The 25229-nt window shown below is 44.7% G+C and carries 16 protein-coding genes; 7 read left to right on the top strand and 9 right to left on the bottom strand.

Annotated elements, in window-relative coordinates; translation table 11 throughout:
- Positions 1 to 245: 245 nt before the first annotated feature.
- Positions 246 to 2174 (bottom strand): aminopeptidase P family protein, encoded by a 1929-nt coding sequence (locus RDO37_RS01120; RefSeq protein ID WP_308497826.1) that lies wholly within the window; start codon positions 2172 to 2174, stop codon positions 246 to 248.
- A 1372-nt stretch (positions 2175 to 3546) separates the two neighbouring features.
- Here RDO37_RS01120 and prlC point away from each other — a divergent pair.
- Positions 3547 to 5604, top strand: a complete 2058-nt coding sequence (prlC, locus tag RDO37_RS01115) for an oligopeptidase A (protein ID WP_308497825.1) — start codon at positions 3547 to 3549, stop codon at positions 5602 to 5604.
- A gap of 203 nt (positions 5605 to 5807) precedes the next feature.
- Here prlC and menA read toward each other — a convergent pair whose 3' ends face one another.
- On the bottom strand, positions 5808 to 6746 hold the full coding sequence (gene menA, locus RDO37_RS01110) for a 1,4-dihydroxy-2-naphthoate octaprenyltransferase (protein ID WP_052338989.1): 939 nt from the start codon (positions 6744 to 6746) through the stop codon (positions 5808 to 5810).
- Between the two features lie 822 nt (positions 6747 to 7568).
- Here menA and RDO37_RS01105 point away from each other — a divergent pair.
- Positions 7569 to 9596, top strand: a complete 2028-nt coding sequence (locus RDO37_RS01105; protein ID WP_308497824.1) for an exoribonuclease II — start codon at positions 7569 to 7571, stop codon at positions 9594 to 9596.
- 175 nt (positions 9597 to 9771) lie between these two features.
- On the opposite strand, the gene RDO37_RS01100 is transcribed toward RDO37_RS01105, so the two are convergent.
- The 5 genes from RDO37_RS01100 to def form a co-directional block, all read right to left on the bottom strand.
- Positions 9772 to 11229 (bottom strand): TrkH family potassium uptake protein, encoded by a 1458-nt coding sequence (locus RDO37_RS01100; RefSeq protein WP_308497823.1) that lies wholly within the window; start codon positions 11227 to 11229, stop codon positions 9772 to 9774.
- An 11-nt stretch (positions 11230 to 11240) separates the two neighbouring features.
- The gene (gene trkA, locus RDO37_RS01095) at positions 11241 to 12629 is read right to left on the bottom strand and encodes a Trk system potassium transporter TrkA (protein ID WP_027939839.1); all 1389 of its coding nucleotides are present in this window, start codon (positions 12627 to 12629) and stop codon (positions 11241 to 11243) included.
- A 382-nt stretch (positions 12630 to 13011) separates the two neighbouring features.
- Positions 13012 to 14379, bottom strand: coding sequence for a 16S rRNA (cytosine(967)-C(5))-methyltransferase RsmB (gene rsmB, locus RDO37_RS01090; protein ID WP_052338990.1), 1368 nt, complete (start codon positions 14377 to 14379; stop codon positions 13012 to 13014).
- A complete protein-coding gene (gene fmt / locus RDO37_RS01085; protein WP_303074739.1) occupies positions 14372 to 15337 on the bottom strand; it encodes a methionyl-tRNA formyltransferase in 966 nt (321 codons plus the stop codon). Before fmt ends, rsmB begins: the two co-directional genes overlap by 8 nt.
- A 323-nt stretch (positions 15338 to 15660) precedes the next feature.
- Positions 15661 to 16191 carry a peptide deformylase gene (gene def / locus RDO37_RS01080; RefSeq protein ID WP_027939841.1) on the bottom strand — a complete coding sequence of 177 codons (531 nt, stop codon included), beginning with the start codon at positions 16189 to 16191 and terminating at the stop codon, positions 15661 to 15663.
- Between the two features lie 320 nt (positions 16192 to 16511).
- Between def and RDO37_RS01075 the strand changes: the two genes are divergently transcribed.
- From RDO37_RS01075 to RDO37_RS01055, 5 genes are all read left to right on the top strand, one after another.
- Positions 16512 to 17756: a topoisomerase DNA-binding C4 zinc finger domain-containing protein gene (locus RDO37_RS01075; RefSeq protein WP_308497822.1), complete on the top strand. Its 1245-nt coding sequence runs from the start codon at positions 16512 to 16514 to the stop codon at positions 17754 to 17756.
- 393 nt (positions 17757 to 18149) lie between these two features.
- The gene (gene purE, locus RDO37_RS01070) at positions 18150 to 18650 is read left to right on the top strand and encodes a 5-(carboxyamino)imidazole ribonucleotide mutase (protein ID WP_027939842.1); all 501 of its coding nucleotides are present in this window, start codon (positions 18150 to 18152) and stop codon (positions 18648 to 18650) included.
- 214 nt (positions 18651 to 18864) lie between these two features.
- A complete protein-coding gene (locus tag RDO37_RS01065; RefSeq protein WP_308497821.1) occupies positions 18865 to 19443 on the top strand; it encodes an L-threonylcarbamoyladenylate synthase in 579 nt (192 codons plus the stop codon).
- A gap of 191 nt (positions 19444 to 19634) precedes the next feature.
- Positions 19635 to 20495 carry a shikimate dehydrogenase gene (gene aroE, locus RDO37_RS01060; RefSeq protein ID WP_308497820.1) on the top strand — a complete coding sequence of 287 codons (861 nt, stop codon included), beginning with the start codon at positions 19635 to 19637 and terminating at the stop codon, positions 20493 to 20495.
- Between the two features lie 12 nt (positions 20496 to 20507).
- Entirely contained in the window at positions 20508 to 21479 is a 972-nt protein-coding gene (locus RDO37_RS01055; RefSeq protein ID WP_308497819.1) for a class I SAM-dependent methyltransferase, read from the top strand.
- A gap of 152 nt (positions 21480 to 21631) precedes the next feature.
- On the opposite strand, the gene RDO37_RS01050 is transcribed toward RDO37_RS01055, so the two are convergent.
- Together RDO37_RS01050 and RDO37_RS01045 are read right to left on the bottom strand one after the other, a co-directional pair.
- Positions 21632 to 22498, bottom strand: a complete 867-nt coding sequence (locus tag RDO37_RS01050) for a substrate-binding domain-containing protein (RefSeq protein ID WP_027939844.1) — start codon at positions 22496 to 22498, stop codon at positions 21632 to 21634.
- Between the two features lie 280 nt (positions 22499 to 22778).
- Positions 22779 to 25202 carry a PTS sugar transporter subunit IIA gene (locus RDO37_RS01045; RefSeq protein WP_308497818.1) on the bottom strand — a complete coding sequence of 808 codons (2424 nt, stop codon included), beginning with the start codon at positions 25200 to 25202 and terminating at the stop codon, positions 22779 to 22781.
- Between the last annotated feature and the right edge of the window lie 27 nt (positions 25203 to 25229).

Here is a 25229-nt window from a genome sequence, read left to right as displayed (position 1 = left end):
TATATATGCAATAGCCAAGCACTAGCTATATCTACTGCCATCGCTCTTTTCACATTATGAAGAGGCTTGCAGGATATGCACGTTCACAAAAATGCAGGTGCGTATTCTAGCCACCCTTTTAAGAGGGTGGCAATAACCCTACAACTAGGCACTCATGACACTTAAAGAGGGTGGCATCACCCTCTTAAGTGAGGGTGGATGTAGCCATATTTTTATGGGCCTAGCTGCTATCCTTAGGGCGGCTATTAGATCGCGCAAGTAGCCTCGGTTAAGTAGCTTACCTCAAGGTCTGAGAGGGTGGTGGCAGTGTTCTTGATAACGGTCAGAACGTTCTGATGGTACTCATTTAACCAAGTACGCTCTGTAGGAGAGAGCATCTCACGGATAATCAGACGGGTATCAAAAGGCACTAAGGTCAGTGGTTCAAAACACAGCATATCGGTAAAGCCAGCTTGGCTGCAGCGGCTTACCTCATAGAGGTTTTCAAGACGAATACCAAACTCATCAGTCTCGTAGTAGCCTGGCTCAATCGAGACAACCATACCAACTTCTAAAGGTACAGTAGAGCTACGTGTGGAGATGTTGTGAGGACCCTCGTGAACAGCAAGTAGATGACCTACACCATGACCAGTGCCATGCTCATAGTCATAGCCATGCTCCCACAGCGGACGACGAGCGATCGCATCAAGCTGCATACCGCAAGTACCATGAGGGAAGATAGTAGAGGCCAGAGCAATGTGAGCTTTTAATACCAAGGTATACAAGGTCTGCATATGCTCAGTGAGGTTCGGACCAACTAAGATAGTACGCGTAATATCGGTAGTGCCCTCAATAAAGTGCGCACCTGAGTCAATTAAATACAGTGGATCCTTGCCAAACTTACGTGCCTCTGACACCTCAGCATGGTTGTAGTGACACATGGCGGCATTTGGGCCTAAAGCTGAAATGGTCGCAAAGGAAGGCTCAATATAGTCACCCTCGATCTTACGGAAGTACTCAGCCTTTTCTGCTAGAACAGCCTCATCAAGGTCTTCGATACGTCGCTGATAGGCCTCAAGATCGGTGATATTGTCTGCCTTAGTGATGTCATCAAGCCAAGCTAAGAAACGGCATAAAGCTACACCATCCTTAAGGTGGGCCTTATGCTCGCCGGCAAGCTCAATGGAGTTTTTGCAAGCCTTTGGAATCTCGCACAGACCTAAGCCTTCGACTACTTGAGCACCCTTAACGGTAAGCTGCTCAAAAATATGGGCATTAGTGCTAGCACTATCCACATAGACCTTACAGTTTGAGGAGCTTAAACGCTCTAAAACATCGTCAAAGCCTGCCTCAGGGAAGATATCGATGTGGCCAATATGATCTTCTAAGTTGGCCTGAATCTCGTCAGTAAGGTGATCTAAGTTTAAGTACCACTCCATAGCCTCATTGGCATAAGCGACTAAACGACAGTTGATAACTGGCAGGTAATCGCGGTCACGGCCACGGATGTTTAAAAGCCAGCAAACAGACTCAGGTCGTGAAATGATAGTGGCATCTAAACCACGATCTCTCAGGGCCTTCGCTAAGTTCTTACGCTTTTGTAAACTTGGGCAGCCGTTGTACTCATCAGGATAGAGCTCAACTGCTGAGCACACAGGATGAGGGCGACCCTCCCAAATAACATCAAAGAGGTTTTCATCAGTAGCCACTAACTCAATACCAGCCATGTTGAGCTCTTTTTCGAGCTTCTGCTGATAAGTGCGGCTGATGCATTTGAGGTCGACACCCACACGGCTTTTCTTTGGCAACACGGCGATGAGGTAGTCAAAAGGAGTTACCTCAGCAAAGTTAAAGGTATCGTAGACCTCATCGTCAACTTGCTCTTTAACCTGCACCTTGTAGCGGCCATCTACAAAGACAGCTTGGCCGTGCTCAATATTTACCTGAACCGCTTCATCTTTGCGATTGGTCGCTTCTAAAGGGAACTCACCCTTTTGTTTTACGGTTACGCAAACATAACCTGCAGATCCGGTAAAACCGGTTAGGGTGGCAATACGCTCACAGTCAGGGGTTAGATCTCCTGAGAGATACTCATCATCATGTGGGATGAGAATAGCATCGAGCTCGTGTTCAATGAGCTTCTCTTTTAATGCATCAAGTAGATCTAAGGACTCATCCTGAGTAATGTCAGTCATATATAAAAAAATCCTTGTTAATCTTCTACATCCTGCCTAGTTTAAAGAAGACGTTCATATCATCACATCAAGATGCTATGCAACATAGACAAAATGTAAGGGGCTCCTAAGCAAGCTTATACAGTCGATTAACTGAGAGCATATATAGAGCCTTGAGAGCCTGAATACGATACTACATTTGCCTTAGAATTCCCTTAGCTATGGGTACACAACTATATTTACGCACGCTGAGCGTAGCAACTTAATAAGTCGCATTAGCCATGTTGTCCAAGCTAGAAGTCAAAAGGTATCGCCCTATCCTTAAATGAGCTTAAAAACTCAAGTTTAGGCTGAAAGATAGGCTAATGTATAAATTTAAGCTGCTTGATGCCGCGACTATACTCAAAATGAGCTAGTGGAAAATGGCAATGAGCAACATGAGTTTGGTTAACCCAAGCTAGCAAGCTAGTAGACCAGTGAAATGTAGCGGGCTAAATCCTTAAAGCACAAAGGTACTTTGCGCATGGTGAAGATAAATTACTTATTGAGGCAACGTTTAACGTGCCGTAACCCTATCTAAAAGACCCTGCTAATCCCTAGAATGTTCCCAAGTTATCTTAATTGCACTAAAAGCATCTACCTTATTGTAAAAAAGCATAGGTTTAGAGCATTTTGCGTGCAAATAAGAGCAGCAAACTATTTGCCAGGCAACTATAAGCTCAGATTGAAACGAAGCACTTAAGAGAGTGCCTAAGCTTCGCTTGAGGTTAGTAGTTGCTATGGGCAAAACAGCGCAATCTTAGCACAAAGCCCGAAAGTAAGCCAATTTGCTAACTTATGATTTAAATATCAGCTTGCAAACGCCTTCTTTTAACTGCAAAGAACATTGTGCATATACTAAAGGCTGCAGATGGTTTATATGTACAAAGGCCGATGTTCTGTGCCGCAAATTTGTCGTGAGTCTTTGTCTAGACTAAGTCTTTGGTGTTAATCTATGGATAATTTAGCTTGTTAAGGATTCTTGCAACAAGCTAAATGCACCGTGTGGATGACTCTATACACTAGATTTTGTATGGGCCGCTGGATCTATACGCTAGGTTTCGTATGGGCTGCTAGCTCTATACACTAGATTTTGTATGGGCTGCTAGCTCTATACACTAGGTTTCGTATGGGCAGTCTGGCTCTGTACGCTTGTTTGTATGGGGTGTCGGTGCGGCTACCTAGCTAAAGAGGTTAGATAGCATTTAAATAATTAGAAGCAGCATTGTGCGTAGGCGTAGTGGTTCTACGCATCAGATATAAGCTGCTGTGCTGAATATATGGCTGTGAAATGTGAGGTTTAATGTGCCTCTTTTTTTATAGCTAGGATTGCCCGACTGAGCTGAGGTTATTCATGAGCGAGCATACTATCAATCCATTAACTGCATTACAGGGCTTACCTAACTTTTCTCAGGTTAAACATGAGCATGTGTTTGATGCAGTAAAAGCAGCTGTTGATGCCAGCATTAAAACTATCAAGACAGTAGTTGCTGCACATGAAAACGATCCTACCTGGGATAATGTCATGGCTCCAATTGAGGAGGCCGATGACAAGCTCTCTCGTGTCTGGTCAGTGGTTTCTCACTTAAACAGCGTTTGCAATACCGAGGAGTTTAGAAAGGCTCATGATAGCTGCTTGCCTATCATGTCCGAGTACTCCACCTTCGTCGGACAGTACAAGCCACTGTGCGATGTACTTAAGAAGATTTCTAAATCAGATGCTTATAGCCTCTTAACTTCTGCACAAAAGAAATCCATTGAAAACTCCTTAAGAGATTTCCGCCTCTCAGGTGTGGATTTACCTGCAGACAAACAAAAGCGCTATGCTCAGATTAGTGCTGAGCTCTCTCAGTTACAGTCTGACTTTGCTAACAATGTGTTAGATGCTACCAAGAACTTCATCTTACATATCGAGAATGAAGATGATGTCCAGGGCTTGCCATCCTCTCAGATCAACCAGGCGCGTGCTGAGGCTAAAAAGCGCGATCTTAAGGGCTTAGTATTTACTTTAGACATTCCTTCTTACCTGCCATTTATGACCTATGCAGATAATCGTGAGCTGCGTAAAGAGCTTTACATTGCTTATGTAACTCGTGCCTCTGATAAGGGTCCTAATGCTAACAAGTGGGATAACCAAGATAAGATTGATAACATTCTGCGCCTGCGTCATGAAGAGGCTCAACTCTTAGGCTTTGAAAGCTATGCCCACCTCTCCTTAGCTACTAAGATGGCTAAAGATCCACAAGAGGTTATCGACTTTTTAGAGGATTTAGCTCGTAAGTCCAAGCCTCAAGGTCAAAGAGAAATTGATGAGCTCAAAGAGTTTGCAGCTAAAAATGGTCTTGAAGGCGATCTCGAGCCTTGGGATGTTGCTTACTACTCACAAAAGCTGTGCAAAGAGCAGTACTCTTATGACCCACAAGAGTTACGTCCATACTTTGGCACTGAAAAGGTAGTTTCAGGTTTATTTACCTGCGCTGAGCGTCTTTATAATGTGTCTTTCCGCCCTCGTTTTGGTGTGGATGTATGGCATGAGGATGTTCGTTGCTACGACATTTATGACCGCTTTGGCTCCAAGATGGGCACTTTCTACATCGACCTGTATGCTCGTGATGGTAAGCGTGGTGGTGCTTGGATGGACGAGGCTATGTCGCGCCGTTACCGCTATGATGGCTCACTGCAGCTGCCAGTTGCTTACTTAGTTTGCAACTTCACCCCACCAATGAATGGCAAGGATTCACAGCTCACTCACGATGAGGTGGTTACCTTATTCCACGAGTTTGGTCATGGTCTGAATCAGCTGCTTACTCGCATCGATATTGCTGACGTTTCTGGTATCAATGGTGTGCCTTGGGATGCTGTGGAGCTACCATCTCAGTTCAACGAGAACTATGCATGGCAAGAGGAGGTTTTAAACTTCTTATCTGCTCACGAAACCACCAAAGAGCCGCTGCCAAAGGACAAGCTTGATGCTCTGATTAAGGCTAAGAACTTTGAGTCTGCCATGGCTATGCTCCGCCAGCTTGAGTTTGCCCTTTTTGATTTCAGACTGCACCTTGAGTATGACCCAGAGAAGGGCTCACGTGTCTATGAGACCTTAGGTAAGGTTAAAGACTTAGTCAGCGTGGTTCCTCAATATGCTGATGCCCGTTTCCCAGATAGCTTTAGCCATATTTTTGCAGGCGGTTATGCAGCAGGCTACTATAGCTACAAGTGGGCTGAGGTTTTAGCTGCTGATGCCTTTGGCCGTTTTGAAGAAGAGGGTATCTTCAACGAGAAGGCTGGCGAGGACTTTAAAGACTACATTCTGGCCTGTGGCGGTGCTAGCGATCCAATGAAGGGCTTTATCTCATTCCGTGGTCGTAAGCCAGAGGTTGATGCACTCTTACGTCAGAGCGGCATTAGTGCCTAAAGCGCTAAAACAACTAGTTATTAAGCGCTCAAACAATTTGTTATGCCCTAAGGCCAATAGCATGGCGCTGTTGGCCTACAAAGATGCCACTGCTTGCGGCATTTTGTTTGAAACAGGCATGCAAAAAGGAGAGGCCATAAGATACTTATGGCCTCTCCTTTTTTATGGCCTCATGGAGGCCAATGCTCATATGCTGTGGTTTTTTAATAGTAAACCCAGAAATCAACGAGCAGTACGATGAGCCATGCAAAGTGGTGAATGGCACAACCGATAAGAGTGTACTTAAGTTCTGGAGCTACTTTAGAACCGTCACGTACATTAATGATGGTACGGTAAGTAGAGGAGGCCAGAGGAATTAAGGATAAAGCCAGAATGCTAATTTCCCAGCCCTTGTGGGACATAAAGCAGGCGATAAAGGAAGAAAGTAGTACACCAGCAAATAATACACTGTGGTAAATAGTGGCAAAACGGTAGCCTAAACGCACAGCCATAGTACGCTTACCAGTGATCTTATCCTCTTTAATGTCGCGCATATTAGCAGTGTGGAGCACCATCACTGAGCCTAAGCCAACGCTGATGCAGAGCATGAAGGTATCAGGGTAGATTTCAAAACCACTACCTGAGGCATTGGTAATCATGATCTGTGGGCCAATTACAGCGAGAACACCGAAGAATAAGAATACAGAGATATCGCCAAGTCCTCTATAGCCATAGGAAACACCTAAGGTGTAGAGAATTGCTGCAAGAATGGAGATAACGCCTAAGAAGATAAACCAAGCAAAAGCATGGCTATCGTTGCCTAATGTCATGTAGACAGCAGTAAGACCGGTGAAAGTTAGCAAAATGGTAACTACAGCCATGAAGCGTCTTAAGCCATTGAGGCTGATGGCACCTGTCATGGCAGCACGGATAGGGCCTAAACGATTAGCGCCATCAGCTCCCTTAAAGGCATCACCATAGTCATTAGCTAAGTTTGACAGTACCTGCAAGAGCATGGCAGTGATGATAATTAAGAAAGCAGCTGCAATGTTGTAGGCATTAACTGCTCCATAGTAAAAGCCTAGACCGCAGCCAACAGCGCAATTAGTAGCACCTAAAAGCAATGTCTGTGGACGGGTTTCTTTAATCCAGTCTTTGATCATTTTGTTGTTTCCAAAAACCTGCACTTACGTGCTGGTATTTAAATAAGTTTGCAGCTTTTAGCAGAGAGTGCCACTCAAGATTGTAATCTTAGTCAAACTATGGGGGTGTTTAATCTCTAGCTCACTATGATCTGATAAGTTAGCGTATCTTGGCTAATGCCACAGTGTTAAGCCCTGCTTAAAACAAGAGTGGTTATCTCTGCTAAAAACTGCAACACTCTACAATCAGACATGAATGTCTGTACGATATGGATGTGTTTTTAAAGATAGGCAAGTGAATATAGAACAAACCTGCCATAAAAACTGCTCATGCATTTTAGCGGGTTTGTGCTTTGTTTTCATCTTTCATGACTGCAAATGCGACAGAGCTAGAATCCTAAGGGCGCTGTACACGTATCAATTAATAGTTTCTCTCAATCAGAGCTAGTTTAGGTCAGCTATTTTTTTTGTTGTATAGGGTGTGTAGCAAATTATTTTAAAACTACATAATTTTGACCTTTGCTCGCGTTTGAATAAGTCACAAAAGGGCTATTTAAGGCGAAAAAATCTAAATTATGCGGAGATCAGCCGAAAAACAACTTGTTTCTAGTATAATTCGCACACAAATTTGAGTTTCGGATGCGGTGAGTGTCAGGCGTCAATACACACAACGCTAAGCGCTTGGGTACTTAACTGACTTAAGGTACTCGCTGCAGCACAGATACACCTATATCCTCAAGCTAGCATGAACTGCACTTGAGGGTTCGAGTTCAAGGCATAGCCTGTAGTGCTGTGGTATTGGCTTAACGCGTTGTTGCACGCAAACTTGCTAAAGGGGCTGTTATGTTATTTGATGATCCTGCCTTACAGGCATTAAAGAAAGGTTTTGATGCCGAAAAGATCAAGAAAGAAGGTATTGTAAGAGCAACTGATCGTGGTTTTGGTTTCCTAGAGGTTGCTCAGGACAAGAATAGCTATTTCATCCCACCTCAGGAAATGAAGAAGCTGATGAACGGCGACCGCATTGTTGCTGTCATCACTGAGGACAAAGAGCGCGGCAAGAGTCAGGCTGCTCCTGAGTCTTTAGTCGAGAGCGCTTTAAAAGAAAAGTTTGTTGCTCGCGTAACCTACATCAACGGTAAGCTCAACATCAATCCTGATAACCCAGGCATTAAGCTGAGCTATTTGGCTGATGACTACCGTAAGGATAAGAGCAAGAAGCTAAACGAAGGCGATTGGGTGATGTGCTCACTTAAGAAGCATGCACTTAAGGATGGTCACTTCCGTGTTGCTATTGTTGAAGATATTACCGATAGCTCTGATCCAACCACTCCATGGGTGGTAAGCCTGCGTGCACTTGATCTGCCAACTGAATCCCCTCTTAGCACCGATGAGTTTAAGTTCTTAGAGGAAAACTTCCCTCGTGAGGACATGACTAATGTTCCTTTCGTTACAATTGATAGCGAAAAGACTGAGGATATGGACGACGCTCTGTACATTGAGCGTAATGAAAATGGCTTCAAGCTCTTTGTAGCCATTGCTGATCCAACTGGCTATATCGATGAGAACTCTGCTTTAGATGAAGAGGCATCCAAGCGTGCTTTCTCTATCTACTTACCAGGTCGTAACATCCCAATGCTGCCACGTGAGCTTGCAGACAATCTGTGCTCACTGCGTATGAATGAAAATCGCCCAGCGTTAGTTGGCATTATCAACATTGATAATGAGGGTAACATCGACACTGACAATGTTGAGTTCAAGATTGCTTTAGTTAAGTCACACGGTAAACTCGTATACAACTACGTATCTGATTACCTTGAGAACGGCGACACTACTAACTTCAATCCAAATGAGACTATCAAGCGCGTGATTGAAGACTTAGTTGCTATGACTAAGGTGCGTGATAACTTCCGTACTACTAAGCTTGCCTCTTTCCGTACTCGTCCTGATTATGAGTTTGTGCTCAATGAGGATGGCGCTCTTGATCACATCGAGGTTAACTACCGTCGCATTGCTAATCAGATCGTTGAAGAGTGCATGATTGCAGCAAACGTAGCTTGCGGTAGCTTCCTTGCAAAGAACCTCAATACTGGTATCTTCAATACCCACGCTGGCTTTATTAAAGAAGAGTTAGGCGATGTAGTAGAGCTTTTAGGTAAGTTTAATTTCACTACTACTGAAGAAGAGCTCTCTAAAATCGAAGGCTTCTGTGCCGCACGCCGCTATGCCAATAGCCTCGAGAAGACTTACTTAGACAATATGCTGCGTAAGTACCAAGAGTACTCTCAGATGCTCATCAACCCAGCACCTCACTACGCTTTAGGTGTTGAGACTTATGCAACTTGGACCTCTCCAATTCGTAAGTATGGCGATATGATTAACCACCGTTTAATCAAGTCTGTCATCTGCGATCAGGAGCATCCACGTATGCCAGATGAGAATACCTTGGCTGTGATGAACTTAGCCCGTCGTACTAATCGTATGGCTGAGCGTGGTGTACGTGATTGGTTATACGCTGATTACTTAGCCCCAGATGTAGAGAACAAGACTGTCTTTGATGGTGAGCTGTTCGATGTAGTACGTGGCGGTATCCGTGTAAGCTTAGTCGCTAACGGTGCCTTTATCTTCGTACCTATGAGTCTGTTTAGCTCTGATCGCGATAATATCGACTTCAACAGTGCCGAAGGTCGCATCACCTTTAAGGGCGAGGAGATCTTCTGTTTAGGTGATCCAATTAAAGTACGTATTGTCTCTATCGATAAGGCTAACCGCTCTATCGTGGGCGCTCCGGCAGAGCTGCCTGAGGGTGTTCCTGCTGTGAACATTGAAGAGGCGATGTTAAAGCGTCGTGAGGCAAATAACCGTCGCTAAAGCGCAACTGTACGTACAATTTTTACCAAAAAAAGGCCCGTAAATATCACGGGCCTTTTTTATTGGCGGCCAGCCGCCTTACAAGAGGAGCGATGCGTCATGCTCTAAGTTAGCCTAACTAGCAAGAGCTAAGGCTAAGTGAACCTGCTTTGGCTGGTTCGCTCGCCTATGGTAGCTAGGCTCGCCAGAACATACGGGTGCAGCACAGTAGCACAGGGATGATCTCAAGACGGCCTAAGAGCATATCAAAGGCAAAGAGGAGGTGAAGGCCTGAGTCAAGGCCTGCAAAATTGCCACTTGGGGTGAGCTGATCACCCATTGGAGGTCCAATATTTGATAGACAAGTGATAGTTGCAGAAAACGCATCAGAAGCACCTAGGCCCATTATGATGGCTAAGAAAGATGATATGACTGCAACGATCAAATAAGAGCTAAAGAAAGTAACAATGCTTTGTACGGTGGCAGCATCCACAGGATTGCCATTAAATTGAGGCTGTATCACACGGTGAGGGTGAATACTCTTAATACATTGCACTCTAAATAATGAGAGCAACACATTAATACGGAAGATTTTTAAGCCACCGGATGTCGAACCTGCACAAGCGCCTATAGGCAGAATTAACATAAAAATGACTGTGGCTACAGGATTCCACAGCGTAAAGTCCTCAAGAGCAAAGCCTGTGGAGGAGGTAACGGAGATGACATTAAACAGGGCAATACGGAAGGCACGCTCTAGTTCATATTCATTTTTCAGGTATAAAGTTGCAGCTACAACTAAAGATACGATCAACACTAAGAAGAAGTAGGTGCGGATCTGCTCATCGCTAAAGAGCTTGCGATAGTCACCAATAATACCTGCAATGAATACAGTAAATGGGCATGCTGAGATAAACATAAAGAAGCATGCCGAATAGTGTACAAATGGGCTAAGACCATTCATCGATGCATCAGTTGGCATCATGCCGCCAGTTGAAACGGTAGCTGCTGCAGCATTGATAGCGGTAAAGAAATCTAATCCACCTATGACATAGGCAATGGTACAAAGCACAAAGGTTGCGATATACCAGCCCAAGATAGCAAAAGACATGGTCTTTACGTGTGGTGTGAATTTAGAGCTGTTCTCAAAGTAGGTGTTTTCGGTCTTGAAGATATTCATACCACCCATAGCAACTTGAGGCAGCACAGCAACTGCAATCACCACGAACCCGATACCGCCAAGTAGATGTAGCATGGAGCGCCATAGTAAAATAGCGTCAGGCCTAGTGTCCAAAGCATTAATTGCAGTAGCGCCAGTAGTTGAAAGGGCAGATGCTGTTTCAAAGACAGCTCCGGCGTAATCCACATCAGGCAGCAAGAAGTAGATAGGAATAGCACTGATAACCGCAATCAAAGTCCACAGTGAGGCGGTAAACAAAAACAGCTCACGAATGGAAACAGCGTAATTACCGGCTCTCTTTCCTATCATGGATAAGATCTTACCAGCGACTAGCGAGATAACGGTCATAGCCACAAAGCTAAAAGCACCATCAGTGTGGGTGAACAAGGCATAGATAGTTGGAATCAGTCCAGTGATGCCCACGGCAATTAAGGATGGTCCAAGCAGTTTGGACACGGCATAAAGATTAATAACCATGTTTAACCTCTCTACCAGTGAGGCAGCCAGAAGGCGCGTGGTTTAAAGAGCTTAATTAAGTTTCTCATCTGCATGCGGTCGGTTAGGAAAGTAACGACACGATCGCCATCTTCAAAGATGAAGTTCTCATCAATTTTTACTACTAACTTGTCGCGTAGAGCCAAACCAAAATGCACGCCAGCTGGGATGTTGAGATCTTCAATCTTGCGACCTACCACATTGGAAGAGCGCTTATTACCTTGAACTAAGAGCTCCAAAGCCTCAGCCTGTCCTTGTCTGAAGATGCGCATGCGTTCTACACCCTCTTGGAGAATGTTAGAGAGCAATGCGGAAATTACAGATTCACGTGGGGATACGATGGCATTGATTTCATTACCGGCCTGAGCAATATCTTGCAGTGATGGCTGACGAATGATAGCGATAGTACGTACCTTGTTCATGCGCTGAATGAGTAAAGATGCCATGATGTTGCTCTCTTCACTAGGAGCAGCGGCAATAAAGGTATCAGTGTGATAGAGCTTCTCTTCAAGCACGAAGTCGATATTCGATGCTTCAGCACAGTAGAGCTCAACAGGCATGTCCTTAAAGCGTGGTGAGATACGTTCAGCTCGCTCAGGATCTGGCTCAATCAGTTTCACGTTATAGCGCTTACTTAAACGTATCGCGATAGCATCAGCAATGTGAGAGCCGCCTTGAATTACCACGTTCTTGCCATTGGGCTTGAGTGGCATCAGTGCACCGATGAGATTTAAGGTGCGGGTACGCTCGGCGCAAAAGTAGATCTCATCACCCTCTTCAATAGTCTGAGTGCTGAGTTTATCTAATACCTGTCCGTTACGATAAACGGCTAGCACCTTACAGCGACCATCGTAGTTTTCAAGATCGGTGACTAATGCTCCAATCAGCTTACCGCCTTTAGTTACGCAAACGGCCGTAATGATGAGACGATCTTTGGCAAAGGAGTGCAGTGCAGTTACTCCTGGTAGTTCCATCAAATCATCAATTGCATCGGCCATGATGCGCTCAGGAGAGATGATGTGATCGATCGGGATGGCCTTAGGTCCAAAGAGCTTATCTGACTCACTTAAAAAGTCTGAAGCGCGGATACGCGCAATCTTGCGGGGAATGGAGAACAGTGCTGCGGCAACAGAACAGGTGGCGATGTTAATTTCGTCATTAGGCGCGGTAGCTACTAACAGTTCAGTGTTACGTGCACCGGCCTCACGTAAAACGGATGGCCAAGTAGGATCGCCCTGTACTACGCGCAGATCGAGACGGTTAGCAATTTGTGTCAGTTCGGTAGATGGATTATCAATAAGAGTTACCGCATGACCGGCTTGCACCAGATATTCGGCTAACTCGGTACCTACTTGAGTGGCACCGATAATGATGATTTTCACTATGATCCCCGATACTCATTGAGCTAAAGTCAATGACTCAATAGTTAATGTGCCGCTATTGCGCCTAAGGTCAGTTGAAAAGCTCACATTGCCTTTCAACTAGCTTAGGCCTTTGTCTAGCGCTTGAAACCAAGAATGTCGCACTTCTTAGAAGCCACATCAGCTTGATGTTAGGCCTCAGATGTTACTACTACTTTAGGCTATATACATAAGCCTTTTGAGTACATGCAAGCCTTTAGTAGCTAAGGCCGCATAAGATGGCATGCCCACTTAGTGAGGCTTTCTTATCATTTATAACTTGCCATCACGTATGGCCAAGTCCTTACTAAAGACTGGCCACTACTAAGACTTAGCCTTATGGAGGGCAAGTCATTTTCAAAGCTTATTCAGGCTTGATGAAACGAGCGTAGAAGAAGCCGTCGCCGTCATCGTCACCTGGCAGTCTTTGCAAGGTGGTGTACTCTTTTCCATCTAAGCAAATTGGGTCTTGAATAGCGTCGCTATGGCGCTTTAAGAAGGCCTCAACTTGACGGATGTTTTCATCAGGCAAGATAGAGCAGGTGGTATAGAGTAATACACCACCCTTAGAGAGCTTTTCATAAGCTGCATCTAAGATCTTTGCTTGAATCTCACATAAGGCGGCAATATCCTTATCGCGGCGCAGCCACTTGATGTCAGGGTGACGACGAATAACACCAGTACCAGAGCAAGGAGCATCGACTAAGATACGATCAAAGCTTCCCTCAAGCGCATCAAGATTCGTAGCATCCATAGCCTTAAGTTCCACGTTCTTGAGGCGACCTAAGCGCTTTAAGGTGGAAACAGTTTGCTCTAAGCGTGACTCTTCGATATCTAAAGCAGTTACGTGGCTCTTAGGCGAAAGATCAAGTATATGAGCAGTCTTGCCGCCTGGTGCACAGCAACAATCTAAGATGCGCATGGCCTTGTCTTTGTCGAGCTTGAGAAAATCAGCGGTAAGCTGAGCAGAGATATCCTGTACGGTGCACAGACCCTCAGAGAAGCCAGGGATATCGTAGACATTAGCTGCAGCATCTAACTTAACGGTGCTCTTGCACAACTTAGAGGTCGTGGAGCTAATTTCTTTTTTGGCTAAATGCTCAACGAACTCCTCAGTGCTGACCTTAGAGTTTTCTACACGCAAGAACAGTGGAGCCTTGATATTGGATGCCTCTAGAATCTTTTTGACAGTAGCTGCGTCATAGCCATCTTGAAGACGAGTAACGAGCCAGTCAGGGAAAGAGTAGGTCACCGCATCATTATCTGATTCAATAACCTTAGCACCCTCTCGTAAAAAGCGACGTAAGATGGCGTTAGTTGTAGAGGTGAAAGACTTTCTACCAATATCGCCACAGGCACTAACAGTAGCTGAAACTACAGCATGGGCAGGTACGCGCATGTAGACAATTTGATACATGGCGGTAATGAGTAAAGCCTGTACAACACGATTACGCTCAGTAATCTTAAAGTCGAACATTGGCTTTAAAGTACCCATGAGGATACGACGGTGACGTAAGGTACCGTATACGATCTCTTTGATAAAGGCAGTATCACGAGAGTCAAATTGTGCGCAGTACTGTGGCACTGCCTCGCTCATGGATACACCTTTGTTCACCGCCTCAACGATTAAGGCTGCAGCAGCACGTGACTTCGAGCCAGCGACTTCAACCTTAGGAGTCTTTGGCTTAAAGTTTTTAGACTTGCGAAATGCTGGACGTTCAAACTTAGGCAAAGCACACACCTCTTGCAAACTGTTCCTTTCTGGAGCGAGCTAAGTCAGCGGCACTCACTCTTCCCTTACCAGGGGCCTGAATGGTCTTCAAAACTAAGAAGCCTTCGGCACATTTTACGACGATGCCAGAGGCATTTACCTCAACGATAGCGCCAGCACCTAGGTTGGAGGTGTCGCCAAGAGCGCCAATTTCCCCATCAGCTAAGACGTGTGCTTCAAAGACCTTAAATAAGGTATCACCAAGTGAGGTGGTAGCTACTGGCCAAGGGTTAAGACCACGCACTTGCAAACACAGCTCTTGAGCGCTTTTGTTGAAGTTAAGCGGAGACTCTTCCTTGCTTAGCTTTGCTGCATAGGTTACAAGCTTTTCATCCTGAGGCTCAGGGGTGATCTTAGAGCTAAGAATATCTGGCAGGGCCTCAACTAAAGCCTCTGCACCCACAGTTGCCATACGCTCAAATAAAGAGCCTGAGGTATCGCTATCTAAGATCGGCATTTCCTTTTTAAAGAGCATATCGCCAGCATCTAAGGCTTTAACGATCTGCATGATGGTAACGCCAGTAGTTCCCTTTCCACTTAACAGTGCTCTTTGAATTGGGGCAGCACCACGCCACTCTGGCAGTAATGAGCCGTGTACGTTAATACAGCCTAAACGAGGGGCGTTAAGTACACGCTCTGGCAAGATGACGCCATATGCAACCACAATTGCAATGTCAGCACCAATTGCCTCCCACTGTGCTTTATCTTCCTCTTCTTTGAAGTTCAGTGGAGTGTAAACAGGCAGGTTGTGCTTAAGGGCTAGCTCTTTTACTGGGCTTGGTGTGAGTTTGTGACCACGACCTGCTGGACGGTCAGGCTGTGTATAAACAGCAACTACATCAAAGCCTTTGTCGAGCAGTGCTTGTAAGTGCACGGCTGCAAAGTCTGGAGTGCCTGCAAATATGATTTTCTCAGCCATCTAAGTTTCTAGGCTCCTACAAGTGTGTATCGTTTATCCAAGCTCATACAAGTTATAACTAAGATGCTACGCACAAGGCAGCATTAAGGTTAAGAGCATTGAGGTGGTGTTGGATAAAAGATACGGGCTGATAATGCCTCAGGATAGAAATGGATTCTATAAGCTAAGTTATAGCTTTGTAAGCTACCTATGGTGCACAAGGCCTGCTCTGACACAGGTAGCTTCGAGACAAGAATTAAGAGGTGGGGTAGCGCATTAAGCTTTGCCTGTGCACAGGCATAAATGGCGTATGTACAAGCTTACTTAAAGCGGATAAAGAACTACTATGCTTCCTCACGCTCTTTTTTAATCATGGCCATCTTTTTAGTGACTCTAGTACGCTTAAGGCTGCTTAAGTAGTCAACAAAGATATGACCATCAAGGTGATCGATCTCGTGCTGCAGGCAAATAGCTAATAAGTCGCCAGTCTCAATGGACTGTGGATTACCATCTACGTCTTGGTATTCAACCTTCACACGCTCAGCACGGGTAACAGTATCGTAGTACTCAGGGACTGATAAACAGCCCTCTTTGTATTCGATGCTACCGCTCTTTTCAACAATCTTTGGATTGATGATTACCATAGGATTGTGCTTAAGAACTTGACCCTCACTGTCAACATCAGCAATGTCGATAACTACGACTTTCTTGCTCACGCCAATCTGAGGAGCCGCAAGACCAATGCCGTCATAGTGGTACATGCTATCAAACATGTCCTGAACCAGAGCCTTAAGTGCATCATCAAAGACAGTGACCTCAACAGTTGGGGCTCTTAAACGGTCATCTGGGTAAATCAGGATCTCACGAACAGCCATGTTCTTCAAAAACCTCGTGTCATCAAACCTAAGTATTTAGACCATGGCATGACTAACCTAGCTCTACTTAAGTAGCCTTAAGGCAATTAAGTTAAACGATGCAGCATGCTAAGAACTTACAAAAGCTGATAATTGAGCCATTGTAAGCATGGTCCAAGAAAAAATAGAATCAAAAATTCCGTTGATATCTTACCACGCCTGTCAAGTAATGAAGATTGCACTTCATGCTCAAATGACTGAATCATAGAGTAAAATGCCTTTCCTCAAATTAATCATTCTTCTCATGTTTTCAGTCTCATCAAGTAGGCTGCATAATTACCATGCTGCAAAACGATAACCTCACAACTAACGCTCATATAGAGACTACAGAGTCACTTGTAGATATCTCAACTAATGAGACAGATAATGGCAAAAGCCCATCGAGCATGCCAACACTAGAGCAAAATGGATCTACAAACTCCACTCATGTAGATGAGCACAACAATAAGCTGCATGTAAACGCATCTACTCCCCTCCTTACACAGGATGAAAATCAACAAGCTCCTGATGCGCTTGAGGATATGCCCAAGCGTAACCTAGCCACTGCTGTCGTTGTAACCGCTGATTCTAAAGATGAGCAAACCACGACCATAGAGGAGAGCGAAAGCTCAGCCCCTGTTAATTCAGTAGAGCAAAGCGGAAATGCAACCCATGTTGGTGCCGTAGAGGATAGCGAGAGTCTAGCCTCTGGCAGTGCGGTGCAAATTCTCAACAAAATGATTGAGGTGGTTGAGGATGAAGAGGCTTCAAGCAGTGATGAGACAAAGATTGTTCATGATAATGGCCAAAATCTAAGTGCTAAAGCGCAGCAAGACGCTTCTTTAGAAGATGGCATTACTGATGGCGATAAGGAGGCGAAGCCAGACCTTACTATCGCAGAGCCAGTGGCGATAATCGAGAGCGGGATTGCAGATGCTGATAATGAGGCCTCTTATCCTGAATTATCTGCAGCTGATCAAGAACGCTATAACAAGATGCTGCTCAAAGAGGGTGATCCATGCCCGGCATGCGGACAGGGCAGCCTTATCTTAAGACAAAATGAGAGGGTAGCGTTTTTAGGATGCTCATGCTTTCCTAAGTGTAAGCTACGCTATTACACAGCTAGATCTAATGCAGTCGTAACGCTTAAGACGCTAGAAAGCACCTGCCCCGAGTGTGGGGCACGGTTAGCCGTAAAGAAAGGTCGCTATGGTCTTTTTATTGGCTGCTCAGACTACCCTCAATGTACTTACACTTACAAAGAGGACTCGGTTGATGAGGAGATTAGCTGCCCATCGTGCAACAAAGGGCAATTAGAGCGCCGAAGAGCACGTTCAGGACGCATCTTCTTTGGCTGTAATAACTACCCAAGCTGTGAGTTCATACTACCAGGTGTACCGGAGGCAAGTGAGTGTAAGGAGTGTGGCTTCCCTCTTAAGTACAAAAAGAAGGTGAAAGCTGGTATCGCTCTTATTTGCGGCAATCCACTGTGTGCATCACGCCGCCGTCGTAAACAAGAGATGCTCGCTCAAACACCACAAGCCTAAATGCCAAGCGAACATGGATAAGTCTTTGCCAAAGCCAAAAATGCCAAGCGAACATGGATACGTCTTTGCCAAAGCCAAAAATGCCAAGCGAACATGGATAAGTCTTTGCCAAAGCCTAAATGCCAAGCGAACATGGATAAGGCGTTCTAACAGCCTCAGGTGCCAAATGAGCAAGGGTACGCATTTTACAAAAGCACTGCTTTTTACACTGCTTACATTTATGAGGCCTGCTTGTTTGCTTTGTAAATATTAGAGGTAATCTTGTGTGAGCATGGTGGCTAATGGGCATGTCCATAAGTGTGACATGTGCGATAAGGTACTTTGCTCATGATATAATTTAGAGCTTAGTAGGGCATAAGGATGCCTAAGATATCAGATTTAACGGAGAATACGATGTCAGAGCAATTTGCTGTCATTATCATGGGTTCAGATTCAGACTTACCTTTGGTGAACAACACTCTTGATGTTTTAAAGGGCTTTGATATCAAGTACGAAGTACGTGTAGCTTCTGCTCACCGTACTCCAGATGTAGTTTCAAACTATGTTCAGGATGCTGAGAAGCGTGGTGCTAGCGTATTTATCTGTGCAGCTGGTTTAGCAGCTCACTTAGCTGGCGCTGTTGCTGCTCGCACTACCCGTCCTGTAATCGGCATTCCAGTTGATGGCGGTCCATTAAATGGCGTTGATGCTCTTTACTCAACCGTAATGATGCCAGGTGGTATCCCTGTAGCAACTGTTGCAGTTGGTAAGGCTGGTGCCAAGAACGCAGGTTACTTAGCAGCCCAGATCATGGCCTTAGTTGATAAGGACTTAGACGCTCGTGTTAAGGCAAACCGTCAGGCCGCTGCTGAGGAAGTAATGGCTAAAGACGCTGCTTTACAAGCTAAGCTCTAATTATCAAAACAGGTCTTTTAACTGGCTTGTTAATGCTGCTATAAAGATTTGCAGAGCAGGCAAGATACAAACTAATCTTGTCTGAAATCAACAAAAGGGGGTGATCCACATGGATGCCCCTTTTTGTTTGTCGCCAAAGTAAGTACATTTGGTTAAATTTGATTCGCTCATTACAGTTTTGGACGGGCGCTGCTTTAGTTTGAGGTGTAAGAAGTTGTCACAGATAAGCGATGCGGTTAGCTACAAGATTGCAGAGGCTGCCCAGACTTTAAAAGAGGGTGGTGTGATCGCCTGCCCAACTGAAGGTGTCTTTGGACTTTCAGCTAGAGTCAATGATGTCAATGCCGTACAAAGAGTTATTAGTATTAAGCATCGTGCGCTCAACAAGGGCCTTATTGTAGTGGCATCGGATATTGCTATGCTTGAGGGTACTGTAAATTTTGCCCAATTATCTCAAGACAGCATGCGTCTTATTCATGAAAAGTGGCCAGGACATGCCACCTTCATTGTTCCAGCGCACCCATCACTGCCAAGTGTCCTTACTGGGGGCAGAAATACCGTTGCCGTACGCATAAGTGCCTTTCCTTTATTACAAGAGCTGTGCAGGCAGACTAATTGTCCTATTGTCTCAACTAGCGCCAATATTTCAGGCAATGAGCCTGTTGCAGATCTTGAGGAGCTTAAGAGAGTCTTTGGTTCTGTTGTTGACTATATTCTTGATGAGCCATGTCAAGGACTAAGCAAACCTAGCACTATCTATGATGCTATGACCGGAGCAATCTTGCGCCCATAGCAGAACGTATTTGGCTAGCAAATCTTGGGTAGCCATGCTGCATGGGCATAATAGGCTAGCTAAATCTAGGTTAGTCATGCTGCAAGGGCATAATAGGCTTGGTGCATGTGTACTATTGCGGTGAGATAGTATGACTGCCTAGTGTGGTTTGATATGCTAAAGCAGAAATACACTTTCTAGCAGGTATCGTTATGGCACTCAAACTAGCAGTCTTTGGTAATCCTATTGCACACTCCATGTCCCCTCTTATTCACCAGCATTTTGCTAAATTACATGGGCATGAGATCTCGTATGAGCGTTTGCTAGTTGAAGGTAGCTTTAAAGAGGCTGCTGATGCATTTTTTAGCTCAGGTGGTCTTGGCTGTAATATAACCGTGCCATGTAAAATTGAGGCATATGAGTTTGCTCATGAGCTTACCGATCGTGCTCGTATTGCTAAGGCGGTAAACACCCTCAAATGCATTCAAAGTGAGGATGGAAATGAGCGCTATATTGGCGACAATACCGATGGTTTTGGCTTTTATAGCGATCTATTACGTCTAAATGCTCCTTTGCAGCAAGCTAAAGTGTTGGTCATCGGCGCAGGTGGTGCTGCACGAGGTATCTTGCCATCACTTATGAGTAAAGAAGCTGCACTAAGCGAGCTTACCTTAGTTAATCGTACTGTCTCAAAGGCAAGTCAATTACTGCAAGGCCTAGATGAAGTACTGCTTGATCGCTCTGAGGCTAAGTGCAGAGCTTGTACTTTTGATGATCTTTTACCTGATGATCATTATGATCTGATCATTAACTCTACGTCTTTATCAGTGAGCAAAGAGTTGCCTAAGATTCCTGATAGCATCTACACTCATGCTGCCTTTGCTTATGATCTCTATTACACTAAGACAGGTAGCACTGTCTTTACTGATAAGGCTTCGAGCCTTGGTGTTAAGGCATGTTTTGATGGTCTTGGAATGCTTGTCGGTCAGGCTACTTTGTCATATGAGTTATGGACTGGAGTGCGTCCTGATATTGGCGCTACCTTAGACTATCTGCGCTCTGAGCTCGGCTAAATAGGATCAATCGTGAAGAAACTATACTTACATCTAAATGCTAATGAGCAAGCAAGCTTATTTATTGATGAGATCAAGCAATCTATTGAAGAGGCAGTAGCTACTAATGCTTGTGTATCTGATGTGAGTGGGGATTCTTCTTTGCAGGTGGATGGCACTCAGATCTCTTGCTTATCGGACGCTACTTTACTTGGTAGCTATGGTGATAGGCTTGTTTATGTGGTGGGCGATGAGAGCACAGCTGCACTTAAAGATGCTGCAGCCAAAGCCAGTGCGTTAATCCATAAACATGGACATGAGGCGTTTTTAAATAGCGAATATGCATCGTTCATTAGCGATGGGGATGCCTTAATTGGTTTTGATAACGGTATGGCTGGTATGAGTTTGTTGCTACAAGCTAAGATGAAGCCATTAGTCATCGACTTTGAGCAAATTTCATATCGTCAAAGACTGCTACGCGGTGGTAGACAAAAAGAGCCTTTAGCTCGTGCAGTGATGAATGGCATTGAAGATGGGGCTTTAGTTTTTGATGCCACTGCAGGATTAGGACGAGAGTCCATGATCTTAGCTCATGCTAAAGCTCAGGTGTTCTCCTTTGAAAGACAGCTGCCTATCTGGATTATCTTAAAAGATGCGTTAATGAGAGCATCTAAGTCACGCTTCTTTCCTTTTACTTTGCCAAAGCTTCAGGCAATAGGCACTATAGCCTCATACGTTGGGGAGGCTCCTGAGGTGATATACTACGATCCTATGTTCCCAGAACGAGAAAAGAGTGCTGTAGTTAAGAAAGATATGTTCTTGTTTAGACAGGTAATTGGTGAGGACAAGGACATTGAAGACTTTGTTCGCATTGCTTTAAGGCTTGCGACTAAGCGTGTGGTGGTCAAGCGCCCTTCAACAGCAGAGCCAGTTAGTGCTGTAGATATACAAAGAGCCTATTTTGTTGACGGTGGCCAATGTCGATTTGATTGCTATAAGCCTTAGTGCATTAGCCAAGATCTAATGTGATGGCTGCTTTACGTATGATTCAAATGAAAATGGCGAGTTCACCTCGCCATTTTCATTTGATAAGAGCGCTAGTTGCTCTTTAGTAGATAGTCTTAGGCTTACGCTATGTAATTTTTTTGATTATTGGATTAGTCTGTTGTGATTGGGGAGAAGCCAGTAATGTGGAGGACTTCCTGAATGCGCTTATCTTTTATGAGGCGGCCAATGAAGGCCTTAGCTTTACGATTGGTTTTGGACTGCTCCATTAAAACGGCATAGTACTGAATATCAGAGTGCAGATTACGTGGCACCTCATAATAAGAGCCGTTGAGCTCGCGAGTTATTTGAGCAACTAATGGCTTAGTGACAATGCCTACCTGAACATTGCCGTTAGAGACCATGGAGTAGACTTGGTACTCGTGTTCGCTCTTATAGGTTTTGTCTTTCAGATAGGATGTATTAAAAGCTGAGTTTTTCAAAAGCTGTGCGGTTGCAAAGCCAACAGGAGTTTGGTTTGCTGACGCTAGTGCGAGGCTTTGAATCTGATGTTTGCGCAACAGGTTTTGCGCAGTATTGCCTTTGGAGCTAAATAATTCAGGATCGCGTGACCAAAATACTAAAGGAGCAATAGCAAAAGGCACCATAGAGCTGCCTACTGCTCTTTGAGAGCGAATCAGGCTAATTGGTAGTCTTTCATCAGATGAAAGCACTACATCACAGACAGCTACAGTGTTGTTTTCAGGTGCGTTAGCTACCATGGCATACAATTCGTTAGCTGTTGCAAAGGTAGGCTCAAACTTAATCTTTGAGACATTTTGCATCAGGTTAACTGCCTGATATAGCTGCGGTACAGCACATACCTTAATGATATTGTTCTGCTCGATCGTTTCGTTGGCTGTAGCATGGGCAAAACTAGGAGTGGCAGCAAGCACTAAAGCACTAAAAGCGGCACTGCCTGCACAGAAGAGTTTAAAGAGGCGTACTGCCTTATGTGAGCGTAATACAGAGATACTCATATATCCTTCCTAGCTTCAAGTCCAAGTAAGCAGATCTTATCATTAGCCTATGCTGATTATCTCATGCATATGTACAAATTACTTAATACCTGAAAAGCATTCAACTAATCTCCATTTCCTAGGCGCTAAAGACCTTGCCTCATGCAAAAGGGTAACATGGTTTTTTGGTGGATCTGCGCCTGTCGTGCTCTTAGGCAATTAGGGCCTTTTCAGATGATGTGTTCGACAAGTAGTGTTGATGCGATCGAGGGTTGTTTTAGCGAGTTTACTGAGCGGGCGCTTATTTGACCACGTGCTTTTCGCACTGTACAAGGCGCTCAAAGATCTCAGTAGTTGATCCGCAGTCACGGAGCTTGTCGGCAAAACCTGGCTCGTTTAGTAACAAGGAGAGGCGGCCTAAAAGTTTTAAGTGGGTCTCGCCGTCATCAGGGCTAGCAAGCAAGAAGATAAGATCACTCTTGCGGCCATCAAGGGAGCCAAGATCGATTGGGGTATCAAGGGTTGCAACTACCACAGTGGCACGCAATACAGAAGATGATTTGGCATGCGGCAGCGCGATACCTTCAGCAACGCCACAAGGACCGAGCTCTAAGCGTGCATTAAGATCGCTTAAGTAATCATGCTCCGAGGTAATAGCATTGACCTTAGAGAGTTTTTGCACCATGGCGCGGATGATGTCATCTTGATTGCTTGCTTTGAGCTTAACAATCATAGTGCTCTCATCGAGCGCATAGCGGAGCATAAATGGGCCTCTATCAACATTATCAGCTGAGCGAAAGTTTTGACGTAAGTACTGCAGGTTATTGAGCACATTACGATAGAAGCTACCATTGAGCTTGTAGTAAGCACTGTAGATAAAGAGGGTGGTTAGACACAAAATAGCAACAAAGATAGTCGCCATATTCGAGTTCATTTCTGGCAGCGGTACTTGAGAGTCTTCAAAGACAAATGTTGCTGCCATAGATCCACCAAAGAAGAAGAATGAAATGGTGCTACCTAAGTGTACTGAGGTAATGCGCATAGAGAAAATCAAGGCGTCATTACGCTGTGAAAGTTTAAACTCTCCATAGTCTACGGTATCTACAGTCATTGAAATCAGGCTGACATGACACATGCCTAAGCCGCAGTTAATTAAGATTAATGCAGCAGTTATGAGTGCGGTAAGCATGTCAGAGGCATTTTGCGCTAAGAAAAGGACTACAGCGCCGCCTATAAATAAGTAGACTGAAAAGTTAAAGACAAAGGCTCTAGAGAGCATGCGCACCATGGGCTCATACAAAGCCATACAGGTAATTTGTAAGAAGCAGCCAACTAAAAGTGCAGTGTATATAGAGTGATTGTTAAAGAGGTTGTTGGCATTTAAGAGATTAAAAATAGAGCCAACGGTGATGCCTAAAGCTATGTTAATTAATACACCGCAAATAAAGAGCACCATCAGCTGATCGTTGTGCAACACGATCTGGGCAATGTTTTTAATTTGTTTGATGAGGCTTTCAGAGCTACCTTGATGATTGCTATGCGCAACAGGTGAGAGCTCATTAAACGAATTAACGTAGTTCTCTTGATTGCTAGAGGCCATTGTAGCCTCGCGAATCTCTGCATAGACAGCACTAATATCATTAATTTCGTGGTTATGGTTTTGCTCTTGATTATTCAGTGAGGCATAAAGCTCGCTATTAGAACCTGCATTATCTCCATTGGAGGAATAGCCCACCATCTTATCGTCAGTACCATTAACATTAGCGCGGTCAAAATAGCCGATAACATTGTTGTAGCACTGCTTGACGTTGTTCTGAACTACAGCTGCATCGTAAGTTGTAAAGCTAGAGCTAATGATGCCCTCAGAGGCTGTAGAGTCCTTAAAGTTTTGCATCTGAGGCTTGTTTGAGCCTTGTGATTTAGAGTAGTTAAGTGCCGCTTGAGCCGCAAGACGAGCGTAAAGATTGTGCGAGTCGTTGGTAGAGCAATAGCCACCATTAGAGCCAATGGCATCTTTTTGATATGGCGGCAGCATATGCTTGTGAGAATTGCGGCGAATGCTACGCGCTTGTCTTTTAGCAATGTGCTTGGTTCGGATGAAAAGTAACAAAGCACTTTGACTGACCACCAAAATGATAATGCTCATGATATCTGCATTAGTGTACTCATCATTTGGACCTGAAAGCATGGTCGGGAAGTAATGGAGCAGGGGTACAGAGCAGATAGGTATAAAGAAAGTACCGATCGAGGTGGCGATACATGGAACTGAGGCCATGGCATCGCGCGTTGAGCTATCGGAGCTAAAGATAGTCAGCATCGGCCATGAGGCAGTATCGATCATAAAGAACGATAGTGACCATAATGCATAGGAGAGCGTTACTGCTAAGTAGATGCTGCCGCCTTGCTCAGGCAAGTGGTACATCCATACAATAGCTAGGAGATTTAACAGCGAGCCGCAAAAGATCCACGGCTTGTATTTACCAAAGCGGCTAGAGGTATTGTCGACTAAGAAGCCGATAATAGGATTGGCAATAGTACCTAGAACATGAAAGCCTAAGTACAAAGCACACAAAAATGCTGCTTCAAGATGCAGTACATGGATGCAGTAGGCAAAGATGCATAGATTTATAAGACCTTGCACTAATTCTTTGCCGAGGACACCGACGCTAAAAGCAATTTTTTCACGCCACGATGCAAATGATATAGAACGTTTGAAGTCTTTCATAAAACACCAGGCGCAACCACTGCCACG

Source organism: uncultured Anaerobiospirillum sp. (genome assembly GCF_902485895.1).
GTDB classification, from domain to species: domain Bacteria; phylum Pseudomonadota; class Gammaproteobacteria; order Enterobacterales; family Succinivibrionaceae; genus Anaerobiospirillum; species Anaerobiospirillum succiniciproducens.
The sequence above is the reverse complement of the archived record's forward strand: the minus strand, read 5'-3'. Positions and strand labels throughout refer to the sequence as shown.

Coding starts and splice junctions, on each gene's coding strand:
- RDO37_RS01120 (WP_308497826.1), bottom strand. CDS start 2,174: ATGACTGACATTACTCAGGATGAGTCCTTAGATCTACTTGATGCATTA.
- prlC (WP_308497825.1), top strand. CDS start 3,547: ATGAGCGAGCATACTATCAATCCATTAACTGCATTACAGGGCTTACCT.
- menA (WP_052338989.1), bottom strand. CDS start 6,746: ATGATCAAAGACTGGATTAAAGAAACCCGTCCACAGACATTGCTTTTA.
- RDO37_RS01105 (WP_308497824.1), top strand. CDS start 7,569: ATGTTATTTGATGATCCTGCCTTACAGGCATTAAAGAAAGGTTTTGAT.
- RDO37_RS01100 (WP_308497823.1), bottom strand. CDS start 11,229: ATGGTTATTAATCTTTATGCCGTGTCCAAACTGCTTGGACCATCCTTA.
- fmt (WP_303074739.1), bottom strand. CDS start 15,337: ATGGCTGAGAAAATCATATTTGCAGGCACTCCAGACTTTGCAGCCGTG.
- def (WP_027939841.1), bottom strand. CDS start 16,191: ATGGCTGTTCGTGAGATCCTGATTTACCCAGATGACCGTTTAAGAGCC.
- RDO37_RS01075 (WP_308497822.1), top strand. CDS start 16,512: ATGCTGCAAAACGATAACCTCACAACTAACGCTCATATAGAGACTACA.
- purE (WP_027939842.1), top strand. CDS start 18,150: ATGTCAGAGCAATTTGCTGTCATTATCATGGGTTCAGATTCAGACTTA.
- aroE (WP_308497820.1), top strand. CDS start 19,635: ATGGCACTCAAACTAGCAGTCTTTGGTAATCCTATTGCACACTCCATG.
- RDO37_RS01050 (WP_027939844.1), bottom strand. CDS start 22,498: ATGAGTATCTCTGTATTACGCTCACATAAGGCAGTACGCCTCTTTAAA.
- RDO37_RS01045 (WP_308497818.1), bottom strand. CDS start 25,202: ATGAAAGACTTCAAACGTTCTATATCATTTGCATCGTGGCGTGAAAAA.